The sequence below is a fragment of the Mesorhizobium sp. M1273 genome, from assembly GCF_040318195.1.
Lineage (GTDB): Bacteria > Pseudomonadota > Alphaproteobacteria > Rhizobiales > Rhizobiaceae > Mesorhizobium.
In genome coordinates this window covers 66,476-78,623 of record NZ_JAMYLV010000020.1, presented here as the reverse complement: position 1 = coordinate 78,623, position 12,148 = coordinate 66,476, and the positions used below count along the sequence as shown (strand labels likewise).

The following is a 12,148-nucleotide window of genomic DNA, read 5'->3' as shown; positions in this document are numbered from 1 at the left end:
GGACTGATTACTTCGCTTGGAAATCCGGTGCTTGAACAAAGACGGAGCGGCGGACCGTCTCGAATTGAAGGTCCGCCGTTCCGGGTCGTTCAGATCACAAGGAACGAACCTGCCGTAAGCGACAGACCTGGAGAGAGAGTGGCGAACTGTATTTGAGCTGCGCCGCCGATGCCGTCGCTGTCGAAAGAGAGCGCTCCGGTTGAACTGTTGTAGATTATATGGTCGGAGCTATCATGCGCAGCCGTGCCAGCAAAGAAAGCATCGGATGAAAGGCCGCCCAACTTAAGCCCGGCAAAAATGGCGTCGTCGAGCTGGATCTTGTCCTGGAGCTTGTTGAAGTCGGTGACCTTGTCGATATTGCCGGCTCCAAGGGCGCTGTTGAACACGAATGCATCATTGCCTCCGTTACCGGTCAAGATGTCAGCACCGCCGCCACCATTGATGACATTGGCGCCGGCATTGCCTTGGACGGTCTGGGCAAAGGCGTTGCCGGTCAGGTTGATTGCAGACGTACCGGACGGATTGGTGGTGGCGAGGAGCTCGATCTGCGAGCCGGCCAACAGGGCGTGGCTCACCGAAGTGAAGACCCGGTCGGTGCCGCCGCCCACCGCCTCGTAAACTCTGTCGCCGGTATTATCGACGTAGAAGGTGTCGTTGCCGCCTTGGCCGGCCATCGTGTCGGCACCGCCGCCGCCATTGATGATATCGCCACCGCCGCCGCCATTGATGACGTTGGCGCCGGCATTGCCCACGATGGTCTGAGCGAACTCGTTGCCGGTGAGGTTGATTGCCGTCGTGCCTGACGGGTTGCTGGTGGCGAGAAACTCGAGCTCCGAGCCGGCTGAAAGCGCGTGGCTCACCGAAGTAAGCACCTTGTCAGTCCCACCACCCGCCCCCTCAACTACCCTATCCCCAGCGTTATCGATATAAAAGGTATCGTTGCCGCCTTGACCGGCCATGGTGTCGGCACCGCCACCGCCATTGATGATATCGCCACCGCCGCCACCATTGATGACATTGGCACCGGCATTGCCCACGATGGTCTGGGCGAACTCGTTGCCGGTGAGGTTGATTGCCGTCGTGCCGGACGGGTTGCTGGTAGTGAGAAACTCGATCTCGGAGCCGGCCGCAAGCGCATGACTTACGGAGGCGAATGCTTTGTCGGTACCGCCGCCCGCGGCCTCGATCTCCTTGTCGCGGATGTCATCGACATAATAGGTGTCATTGCCGCCATAGCCGATCATCGTGTGGCCGCCGGCGCCGTGAAACACATCGTCGCCGCTGGTGCCATACAAGGTGTCGCTTGTGTCGACGGGAGGCGGTTCGGTCCCAGTCGTTGCGAGGTTGTGCTCCCGGAAAACGGCTTGTAGTTCCGGAGAGCTCTCTAATGCGGTGTCGCCGTTCTGCGTTCCCCATTTGTAGGTGTAGTCGAAGGCAGGTGACGGAACCAGCTTGGCCCAATGATCGATCATGATTTGCATCTGTTCGGCGGTGGGCATGACCTGTCTGCCGCCGTCGGAAGTCTCCCAGTTGCCGCCGCCGAAGGCCTGATAGACCGGAACGATGTTGCTGATCGGGATGCCCGACTTCACCGCTGCAGCCACGGCTCGGTCGATCATGTCGTAGTCGACCGTGTCCGTTCCCGTGCGCACCGGATAGGGGTCTATTCCAAAATAGTCGATATGCGTGTTGGCCGGATTGTAGGTGTTGGTAAAATCCGGATTGGTAGGGGATCCCATATTCATCATGGTGACGAAGGTCTTGGCGCCTGGAAAATGCTCATGGATCCAGTCGGATTCCGCCTTCAGGTTCTCGGCGGTTGCATAGGTGCCCCACCTGCCCGTGGGATCGGGCTCGTCAACCAGATAGAACCCAAACACATTCGGATTGCCGAGGAAGGGGGTCATTTTCTCGATGAAGGATGAAGTTACGCCCTCGTGCTCGTTGAGGTACACCAGACCCTTCATGCCGTCCGGCAATGCGTCGACCAGCGAAACATACTGAACGTCAGCCAGATTGAAGCCGGCGGTTGCGATTTCGGTGGCAGAACCACCCGATGCATAGTGCAGAGTTGCCATCCATAATCCCTCATTTTGATTCGATAGCGCCCCGCGGATGTCTGCCTACTAGAGGGTGTATATTAGCGCCAAATCACATACCTGCACGCCCTGATAGAATGGTTGATCGGCGGCACGATTGTCACATTACCGCGAAAAATATACCTACGGATAGTTGCCTTGTTCGATAAAAGCAAAATTCAATTGCGGGGAGGCTCAGGTCGTTTTCGATGTTTATTGGTATCTCTATGGCATTCCCATTTGTTGCTAGGAAATGTATGACAACAATTAAGGTATATTCTGATTGGAAAAACTTGATAAATATTAAAATTTGTAACATAGCAAATTCACACTGAAAGAAAATGTATTTCAATATTGAAGATATGAATAAGAGATACAAACGATTTGATATCTTTATTACAAAAGTTTAAAACTGGAACTTCGTACGCCAAGCCACGGCAGAGAAACGGCCTTTCTCAAAAATATGTATTTTGCCTGCCGGCCAATTGAGCCAACGTTAAGCTAAGATGCTGGCCGGACCACGCACTCTGCCGGCGACACTAATTTGTTGTGGACAGATACTGCAGGTGCTCGCTCACAACCCGATGTCACCCGGCAACTGAGACTGCCGACCTCGGAAAATGTCGAGTTTGGCTTATCTGCCTGCTCGGTACGACTGTCTAGAGCGAGGTTTGTGTCTGAGGTGGGGTGCAACCAGCATACCGGAGTGCTGGGCCGCCATCCTGATGCCCGATCCGCCCGCGGCCGATCTGGAATGAGATCTGAGCGATTTTCGCATGTGAGCCGCTGAAGGCGCGGTCGCGTTCGGGACGCGTCGATCCGGTCGAGCACAGTGATCTCGGCAAAGGTGAAACACTTCGGGCGCGGCGTCTGGCTTGGCGCGCGCCGACATATTGACGAAGAACGTGCGCCAGCTGACCACCGCGATGAGGGCGAGGAACTTCCCCAGCTTTCTAGGCGGTCTCGAGTCTCGCCTACTCGGCACGGCAGCCGGACTTCATTCAACTTGTGCAACACCTCCGCCTTCCTGCGCAGAGCGTACCAGCCGAGCTTCTCGACCGCTACGGAGAGATCTTTGACCAGCAAGTTGGTCGCCAGCATTCAGTTGAACGGCTCGCCATCGGGTGACGGATTCTCTTCGAGGCGGAACTTGCGGACTTTTGCGCTTCTGCTTGCCCACCGGCGGCAAGGTGTTGATGGCGGCGAACTTCACCCGCAGCCAGGTCGTCTCGTCTTGATCAACCGTGATGCGATGACGTTCCGCCCAAGGCGCCGTCGCAAGTTGGGCAAAGACGCGATGAGCGGGATCGCGTGGGGCGGCGTCGGCAGTCCGCTCCGCCAGCCTGTTCGTCTGCACGCGCACGAGGAAGCTGGCACCAAGGTCCTGCGCGGTGCACTAGAGCTCGTAGGTGTCGCTCTCCCGGTCACCCACATGCAAGCAGCGGTCGGGCGCGCCAACGAGCGCGATGGACTAGCGCAGGTTCTCCAGCCAGCGGTAGCGCTCCTTGTCTCGATTGGCACGCGCATGGGATTGATGTGCCGCTTGAGCGCGAGCGTTCCCTTGAACTTCGTTCGTGTCCAGAACTTCGCCGCGTCAGACCGAGGGGTGTCCGGGTGAGGGTGACGGCCTGGCTCGAATGCATCAGCATCCCGCACAAGGTCAGCACGTTGGGCTGCCCGGCCTTGAGCGCCCGGGTTGATGGTTCTGGTGAAGCCGATTTTGCCCGGCTACGCGCGGCTGTAGATAAATTCGGTCGTGTCCTGCAGGATCAGAACCGGACCTTCGCTCGGAGGCGACGAATTCAACGTGGCGGTAACTCGTCCGCTCCGCCGTCCGCTCGCCTTCTCGGCCCCGATCGCCTCCGTCATCTCGGCTTCAAGAACCTCCTGCACGACACTCTGCAATGCCTGGCGAAAGCCGTCCTCATCCGACAACAGCAACGCTTTCAACTCGCCTCTGCTCAGTCTAACGTCTCGATTGGTCATGGCACTTCCCCTTCCACGGGAATCGGTGATCGCAACGTCATCTGTGGACGCCCCGTGTGCGTAAGAAGAATCTTCGAAAGGCAGTATAGCGGCGCGTAGTCGGGTGCTGACATCTGTCCGGCCTCTGATGCGGCCTTCCATTTGCCGCCGGCCCGTATGGGAGTTCGCCGATCGGATCCATATCACTACCGCGCGCTCGAAGCGCTCTGTGCTGAACTGGTTTTTCCGATCCGCTATGTGCCGAGCCGTGTGGCCAATCTCGAAAGCCGCATTGTCAAGTGCAATGGTGCAACGAAGAAATCGCCGAGCTTCGAACGCGGCGAGACACCAAGGAGCCAGAACACCACTAGCCATGGCAACGTTTACGCACGCGCCTGGGCCGGTAGAGGTCGACGACAACATCAACATGAGTCGTTCGCAGATCTAACAATCGGAGAGGGACTGCCTGCGAGCAGTTCGCTTAGGCTCCTGTTGTCAGGTTTGGCGCCCTTTTTCGGCGATTTCAATCGCGTGTTCGTGGCCATCGAATGGGCACATTGTCGTATTCGCCGTTGGCAAAATATGTCTTATCAACGCGGACCAAACCTTCCTCGGTCCAATCTGCGTCAATGCTCAGGTCCAACTTTCCGCCACCAGCAGCCCTATAATCATATGCGAACGACCCGACAGCACGTGTGGTCCCCAACACTCGGTTGGCGGCTGAAATTAAACGCAGAGAACACTCGACCCCACCGGCGATCGCGCTGATGCCGTACGAAATTTGCTGCTCCGATTTTACTCTCACGACATTGCCCGTAAGGATCGCAATGACGCCATCGGCAATGCCCCCTAGTTGAAGCCCATTACCGAACCCCGCAATTTCGACGACGTTTCCGCAAAGTGCGTACATGCTCGCACTCGTTCCGCGAATCCCGATTGGGTTTGCGTCGCCCGGAGCCGCACTGATCGAAACTGTATTGCTTGCTACGTTAATTGCATCCGAATCACCGGATCCTCCCCCGAGCAAAATGCCAACTCGGGGGATGCTTGGGCGCGCACAAAATTCGATCGTGTTGCCGACGATCACAATGCCGTGCTGGGCACCACCGTCGCCGGTACCGATGCCGCACACCGTGATCCCGTTGATCCGGTTGTAGGCGACCGTAATGCGATCTCCGGATGCGCCAATACCCGTTCCCACATCGGTCAGAAAGTTGCCCTCGATAAGGGCCTCCGTAGCATTGACCTGGATTGCAGGGAGTCCAACGTATGCAGCGGCAGGATGGCCAACATTTTTGACCCGGTTGTTTCTGACGATCAGCCGCTTTGTCTTGGTGACGTCGCCACCCTGCCAAATACCTTCGAAGGCGGTATTCTCGATCCAGTTCTCAGTGATGGAAATGTCTTCGGCGTCCTCCAAGTAAATCAGCTTCGGCGTATGAGTTTGATCCGCGTCTATCGTTCCAACTAGCCGAAGATTCCTGATCGAAACATGATGGACTTTGTATACAGTGATCAGGCCGAAATTTGCCGTGACGTCCAGCAACCAGCCAGTCCTCGCGCAGAAAATCTTGCTGTCGTAGCCTTCACCGGAGAGATGAACACCAGACGGGGGGCGTAGGGCTGCCGAGATCAGGTAATTTCCGGCTGGGAAGAAGACAGCCATTCCGCTGTTCAACGCGGCCTGGATGGCCGCGGTGTCATCGGTAACACCGTCGCCTGCCGCACCAAATTTGTCGTCCCTGACGCTGATGATTCCGAGAGCGTTTGGTGAAGCGGCAAGTTGTGTTGTCACGGATTGTGTGGCTGCGGCCATTCTTGTCACCTCGTGTTCCAGCACTTTGGTTTCATTTTTCATCTAATGTCTGCCCAATCACTTGCCGGTAGAGAGAGCCCGGCAGGACATCACTCGACTTCTGCCGCCCAGGAGGCAGGAGATGGGTTTGCGTGAACGACAGCCCCTTCTTTAACGTGGATTCGCGGCTTCACCTGCGAGCGGCGTATAGGATCACTTCTCAAAGCCGCTCGCCAGGATCCTGGCTTCTAAACGGATTTGCAGCAATTCACTTTGCGATGAGCGATCGAGCCGCCGGGTTCCTCAGCCTCAACGGGTACGAAGTGGATCATCCCTGGGGAAGGTGGCCCGCGTCTTCGGCAAACTGCAGCCGCACTAGATGGGGTAACGGGCCTCTGGCGCCGCGGCCAGCGCTGCTTCGTCAGGAATTGTGAACGCGCTGGAGGGTGAAGGTGTGGGGCTCACCGGGGTTTGCTGCCCAGAGGACCTTGTAGACCATCGACAACCCGTTCGGCACCAAGTTGTCACCTATGTCTTCCTCAGAAACAGCCGCAGCGGGGTGGGCTCCATCCTCTGCAGGGCATATTCAAGCGATTTGGCACGAAGCCGGACGTTGCTGAGAACCCGCTGCCGGTAGCGTTCTTCGTAATAAGAGGCTCCTGGGTCAGCGTAGTCCATGCGATGGAGAAGGGCGTTGTAGATGGTCGACCTTGAACAACCCGAGCTCTAGGCGGCGACCGGCTTGGGCCGGAGTTGAAGCTGAGCGATCAGGAGCGACAAAAAACCCTTCAGCCACCTGAGCAGGAGGGAGAAGTTGTAGCCGGCGGCGGCCAGGATGGTGTTGACGGCGTCGCCCTGCTGGCCGGCGAGGCAGTTGCGGCACATTCGGTGCTCGGCCTTGATGTGGCCGATCACTGGCTCGACCGCCGACCGGCGTTTGATGGCCGGAGTGACGCGGCGTTTCTGGCTGCTCGTGAAGACCCTGAACTTGTGGCTTTGCGGTGCGTTGTGGCCGGGTGCTTTTGCATGCAGAGCGAACTGGCCACCCTTGGAGCGCTTCAGCGTGGTGGCCACCGACACCTTCACTCCGAACTCGTAGGGCATATGCGCCTTGCCTTACCGATGCATTCCACCTCGTGCGCGTGCAGGCTGTAGAACTTGCGCCGCGCTGGCGCTGACGCTGCACGAGAACGGTGGCGGCCTGATAGAGCGGCCGTTTGAAAAGCGCGTCCAGTTCCGCATCGCCGGCGACCTGGCGGGAGATGGTTCGGCCGAGAAGGTCTTGAGCCTGCGCAGGGCCTTGTTGGCCCGCTTGAACTGCTTGGCGTGGGCATAGCGCTGGTGCTTGATCAGCGCCAGCTTGCCGACCCCACATAGGTCTGGCGCAAATTGAGCCCAGTCTTCCTGGCCAGCCGCACCATTCGCTCACTCGCCCGGTGGATGAGCTTGGCGTCGGTCGGGAACATCACGTTCTTCGGCTGCACGGTGGTGTCGACGATCACCTGGCGCGTGTCGGACGGCTTGATCGCCCCGGCCTTGACCGCGATGCTGAGGCTTTCTTGCACGAGCGCCACGATCCGCTCCTCGCCCATGCGGGCTGCGCCAGCGCGTCATCGACGAGCGATCGAACGGCAGCGCGTGGCCGAAGAATTCCTCGCCGCAAAGATACTGGAAGTGGGGGTCTCCACCCAGCGCTCGCACAGCACCTCGTCCGACAGGTTGAAAGTGTGCTTTAAGATGGCCAGCCCCGCCATCAGCCGGGTCGGCAGGGGCGGCATGCCGGGGCCGTCCGAATAGACCGCGCCGAAACGCTCCTCCAGCATCGGCCAGTCGATCGCCTGCGCCAGCCGCACCAACTCGTGCTTCTTGTTGACGATCTGATCGAGCCTGGAGCGGAACAGATCCTGTTTTCCCGTCTCGCGCTTCTCGCGTAGCCTGGACATTCGCCGTCCCCTCGGTTCGCCGCCGCCGAACCGAGTGATGGAGCGGATGCCCCACCCGACGGGATCGCAATGTGCCAGCACCTTGCCCCAGAGATCTTGTTGTGCGGCGCTAGGCTCACGGTAAAGTGCTTGGAGGTCGGCCAAGCTGGGAGCTCCGTGCCGCACTCGCTGACCAGCTTGAGCGCCAGGTACTGCCCGATCCCATGGACTTGTGTAAGATCGACGCCAAGGATCGCATGCAGGGCCTCGCGCATTGGAACCCCCGCCTCACAGGCCTGTGGCCGCTTATAGCCGGTAGGCGGTAGCGCCGCTGGCGGCGCCGTATAGGCGTCCTTCATGCGTTCCGAAACCACTGCGATCCGCTCATCGCACCCGGCCACCTTGACTTGGTATATCTCGTATAGCTCCAACGCTTGCGCCAGAGCGAAGACATACGCCACTGTCTTGACTCCGCACTGCTCAAGCCATGCGGCGAGGCGATGCAGATTGGCCGTGAAGGTTCCGAATGTCCGTACCCGCTCGGGATCGCACCGGGGCGAGACCGCGGCCAGATGTATGGTGCTCCGATGTCGATGGCAGCTGCATTGGGATGGACCGGGGTGAGATTTCTTTTCCGGCGGGGCTGCGTCTTGCGCGTCATGGCATACTCCTCCTTAGCAAGGCTGGAGGGCTGGGCTGCGCGAAAATATCAATTTCCTAATCCGGATCGCCACAGGTGGCGTCACCACTTTCAAATCCGCAGGAGCCCATGGGCCACGTTAGCTAACGGGGTCGAGCCCACCAAAGACCGGACGGGCGCTCCCTCTACGGCTATCATAGGGCTCCGCTGTTTCTTCCGCCACAGGCGGACTGCCGTCCTATGTCTCCGGGTTGGACAATGTAAAATTGGCTGGGGCGCCAGGATTCGAACCTGGGAATGTCGGTACCAAAAACCGATGCCTTACCACTTGGCGACGCCCCAACAGCCGGAGCGTGCCCGCTGTGCGAGCGGCCTTATATGACGAGCCGGGAGAAAGCTCAATGCCGACATATGACTATGCGCGACCGATTCACCAGTTTTGCAATCGTCACTTTGATCGGACCTATTCACCCCACACCGCCATTTCATTGCCGGCCGGATCGACGAAATGGAACCGCATGGGGCCGCCGGGGAATGAAAAGATCGGCTTGACGATGGTGCCGCCGGCATTCTCGACGGCGGTCAATGTTTCCTCCAGCCTTTCGGAATAGAGCACGGGCAGCGGCTTGACCGGCGCATCTTGGCCATCCCCCTGAAAACCGCCGTCCAGCCCTTCGGCAAAGGCTGAATAGGTCGGCCCGTAATCGGTGAACGACCACGAGAAGACCGCGCTGTAGAAAGCCTTCACCCTGCCCAGCGTTCCGCCTGTCGCCGGCATTTCCAGATAATCGAGCTTTCCGGTCATTCTCATCGTTCAGCCTTTTGTTCACGTTATGTTCAAACAAAGCTTTCCAAAAAGCAAGTCTTTTCGGCGCCGCTTTTCATTAATCGATTGTAGAGGCCGGCCGGCTTGGTCGATGCCTTGCCTTTCGCACTGCAGCATCATATCGCTCGATTTGTCAGTATTTCCAATCTCCTGCAACCGGGGAGCAAGCATGACCAAATGGGTCTACACCTTTGGCGATGGAGCGGCGGAAGGCCGTGCCGGCGACCGCAATCTGCTCGGCGGCAAGGGCGCCAATCTTGCCGAAATGTGCAGCCTGGGCCTGCCGGTGCCGCCAGGCTTCACCATCACCACCGAGGTCTGCAACGCTTATTACGCCAACGGCCACGCCTATCCGGCCTCGCTGGAAGCGGATGTGGCGGTCGCCCTCGATCACGTCGGTCGGCTGACCGGGCGCCGTTTCGGCGATCCATCGAAACTGCTTTTGGTGTCGGTGCGCTCCGGTGCCCGCGCTTCCATGCCCGGCATGATGGACACCGTGCTTAATCTCGGCCTCAACGATGAGACGGTCGAGGCACTTGCCGCCGATTCAGGCGATGCGCGGTTCGCCTATGACAGCTACCGCCGTTTCATCCAGATGTATTCCGATGTCGTCATGGGCCTCGACCATGAGGTCTTCGAGGAAATCCTCGAAGACCAGAAGGGTGGGCTCGGCCATGAGCTCGACACCGAGCTGACAGCCATCGAATGGCAAGGCGTGATCGCGCTCTACAAGGCCAAGGTCGAGGAGGAGCTCGGCAAGCCGTTTCCGCAGGATCCACACGAGCAGCTCTGGGGCGCTATCGGCGCGGTGTTTTCCAGTTGGATGAACAACCGCGCCATCACCTACCGGCGCCTGCACGACATTCCCGAAAGCTGGGGCACGGCGGTCAACGTCCAGGCCATGGTCTTCGGCAATATGGGCGACACCTCGGCCACTGGCGTCGCCTTCACCCGCAATCCATCGACAGGCGAAAAGCAGTTATATGGCGAGTTCCTGGTCAACGCGCAGGGCGAGGATGTCGTTGCCGGCATCCGCACGCCGCAGAACATCACAGAGGCGGCGCGCATTGCCGCCGGCTCCGACAAGCCGTCGCTGCAGAAGCTGATGCCGGACGCCTTCCAGGCTTTCGTCAGCATCTCCGACCGTTTGGAAAAACATTACCGCGACATGCAGGATCTCGAATTCACCATCGAGCGCGGCAAATTGTGGATGCTGCAGACCAGGTCCGGCAAGCGCACCGCCAAGGCGGCGCTGAAGATTGCCGTCGACATGGCCAGGGACGGATTGATTTCGAAGGAGGAGGCCGTCGCTCGCATCGATCCGGCCTCGCTCGATCAGTTGCTGCATCCGACGATTGATCCGAAGGCGGCACGCGACATCATCGGCGTCGGCCTGCCGGCTTCGCCGGGTGCTGCCACCGGCGAGATCGTCTTTTCCTCCAATGACGCCGAGGAGGCGAAGGCGCAAGGCCGCAAGGCGATCCTGGTCCGCATCGAGACCAGCCCCGAAGACATCCACGGCATGCATGCGGCCGAAGGCATCCTGACGACGCGCGGCGGCATGACCAGCCACGCTGCCGTGGTGGCGCGCGGCATGGGCAAGCCTTGCGTTTCGGGCGCCGGCTCGCTGCGCGTCGACTACAAAGCCGGCACACTGATGGCGATGGGCGCGACCTTCCGCAAGGGCGATATCATCACCATTGACGGCGGCAATGGCCAGGTGCTGAGAGGCGCGGTACCGATGCTGCAGCCGGAACTCTCGGGCGATTTCGCCGCCATCATGGAATGGGCCGACGGCGCGCGCCGCATGAAGGTGCGCACCAATGCCGAGACGCCGCTGGATGCGCGCATGGCGCGGTCCTTCGGCGCCGAAGGCATCGGTCTTTGCCGCACCGAGCACATGTTCTTCGACGGCGACCGCATCGTTGCCATGCGCGAGATGATCCTGGCCGATACCGAAAAGGATCGGCGAACGGCGCTGGCCAAGCTGTTGCCGATGCAGCGCTCGGATTTCCTCGAACTGTTCGAGATCATGGCCGGGCTGCCGGTGACGATCCGCCTGCTTGATCCACCGCTGCACGAATTCCTGCCCAAGACCGAGGAGGAGGTGGCCGAGGTCGCCGCCGCCATGAATGTGTCGCCGGACAAGCTCCGGCGACGCACCGAAGCGTTGCACGAGTTTAATCCGATGCTCGGCCACCGCGGCTGCCGGCTTGCCATCTCATATCCCGAAATCGCCGAGATGCAGGCACGAGCCATTTTCGAGGCGGCCATCGAGGCCGGCAGGAAGGCCGGCGCGCTGGTGGTCCCCGAAATCATGGTGCCGCTGGTCGGGCTGGTGAAGGAGCTCGACTTCGTCAAGGCACGCATCGATGCGGTCGCCAAAAGCGTGATGGAGGAGACCGGTGTCAGGATCGACTATCTGACCGGCACGATGATCGAACTGCCGCGTGCCGCGATCCGCGCCCAAATCATCGCCGAGGCGGCCGAATTCTTCTCCTTCGGCACCAACGATTTGACCCAGACCACGTTCGGTATCTCGCGCGACGACGCGGCCTCGTTCCTCGAGACCTACCGGCAAAAAGGCATCATCGAGCAGGACCCGTTCGTGTCGCTCGACATAGAGGGCGTCGGCGAGCTGGTGCGGATGGCCGCCGAAAAGGGCAGGGCGACGCGGCCCGACATCAAGCTCGGTATTTGCGGCGAGCATGGCGGCGACCCGGCCTCGATCCATTTCTGCGAAAAGGTCGGCCTCGACTACGTCTCGTGCTCACCATACCGGGTGCCGATCGCCAGGCTGGCCGCCGCGCAAGCGGCGGTGCAGGCTGCAAAGAATGGCCGCGGATAGGAGTTGGAGTCCACCGGCATCTGACCTTACTGATTTGTAACCGAATTCACGCGAACGTGCGTCTGTCGGCTCCA

Annotated in this window: 6 protein-coding genes, 1 tRNA gene and 1 pseudogene; 2 read left to right on the top strand and 6 right to left on the bottom strand. The window is 59.7% G+C overall.

Translation table 11 applies throughout. The features are described 5' to 3' along the window. Nucleotides 1-89: 89 nt before the first annotated feature. On the bottom strand, nt 90-2,078 hold the full coding sequence (locus tag NKH30_RS20865; protein ID WP_352996866.1) for a calcium-binding protein: 1,989 nt from the start codon (nt 2,076-2,078) through the stop codon (nt 90-92). Between the two features lie 1,075 nt (nt 2,079-3,153). Between NKH30_RS20865 and NKH30_RS20860 the strand changes: the two genes are divergently transcribed. Then, a complete protein-coding gene (locus tag NKH30_RS20860) occupies nt 3,154-3,696 on the top strand; it encodes a hypothetical protein (RefSeq protein ID WP_352996864.1) in 543 nt (180 codons plus the stop codon). A 110-nt stretch (nt 3,697-3,806) separates the two neighbouring features. On the opposite strand, the gene NKH30_RS20855 is transcribed toward NKH30_RS20860, so the two are convergent. The 5 genes and pseudogenes from NKH30_RS20855 to NKH30_RS20835 form a co-directional block, all read right to left on the bottom strand. Further along, nucleotides 3,807-4,028, bottom strand: a complete 222-nt coding sequence (locus NKH30_RS20855) for a hypothetical protein (RefSeq protein ID WP_352996862.1) — start codon at nt 4,026-4,028, stop codon at nt 3,807-3,809. Nucleotides 4,029-4,566: 538 nt separating this feature from the next. Beyond that, nucleotides 4,567-5,901, bottom strand: a complete 1,335-nt coding sequence (locus NKH30_RS20850; protein ID WP_352996860.1) for a glycosyl hydrolase family 28-related protein — start codon at nt 5,899-5,901, stop codon at nt 4,567-4,569. A gap of 663 nt (nt 5,902-6,564) precedes the next feature. After that, nucleotides 6,565-7,781, bottom strand: a pseudogene (locus NKH30_RS20845) (IS5 family transposase). A gap of 886 nt (nt 7,782-8,667) precedes the next feature. Further along, a tRNA-Gln gene (locus NKH30_RS20840) sits at nt 8,668-8,742 on the bottom strand. 121 nt (nt 8,743-8,863) lie between these two features. Continuing rightward, nucleotides 8,864-9,211 carry a VOC family protein gene (locus tag NKH30_RS20835; RefSeq protein WP_352996858.1) on the bottom strand — a complete coding sequence of 116 codons (348 nt, stop codon included), beginning with the start codon at nt 9,209-9,211 and terminating at the stop codon, nt 8,864-8,866. Nucleotides 9,212-9,395: 184 nt separating this feature from the next. Here NKH30_RS20835 and ppdK point away from each other — a divergent pair, with 184 nt between their 5' ends. After that, nucleotides 9,396-12,074 carry a pyruvate, phosphate dikinase gene (gene ppdK / locus NKH30_RS20830; RefSeq protein ID WP_352996856.1) on the top strand — a complete coding sequence of 893 codons (2,679 nt, stop codon included), beginning with the start codon at nt 9,396-9,398 and terminating at the stop codon, nt 12,072-12,074. Nucleotides 12,075-12,148: the final 74 nt, after the last annotated feature.

What these genes read in the sequence shown, in the direction of transcription:
- NKH30_RS20865 (WP_352996866.1), bottom strand. Translation starts at nt 2,078, where the DNA reads ATGGCAACTCTGCACTATGCATCGGGTGGTTCTGCCACCGAAATCGCA.
- NKH30_RS20850 (WP_352996860.1), bottom strand. Translation starts at nt 5,901, where the DNA reads ATGAAAAATGAAACCAAAGTGCTGGAACACGAGGTGACAAGAATGGCC.
- NKH30_RS20835 (WP_352996858.1), bottom strand. Translation starts at nt 9,211, where the DNA reads ATGAGAATGACCGGAAAGCTCGATTATCTGGAAATGCCGGCGACAGGC.
- ppdK (WP_352996856.1), top strand. Translation starts at nt 9,396, where the DNA reads ATGACCAAATGGGTCTACACCTTTGGCGATGGAGCGGCGGAAGGCCGT.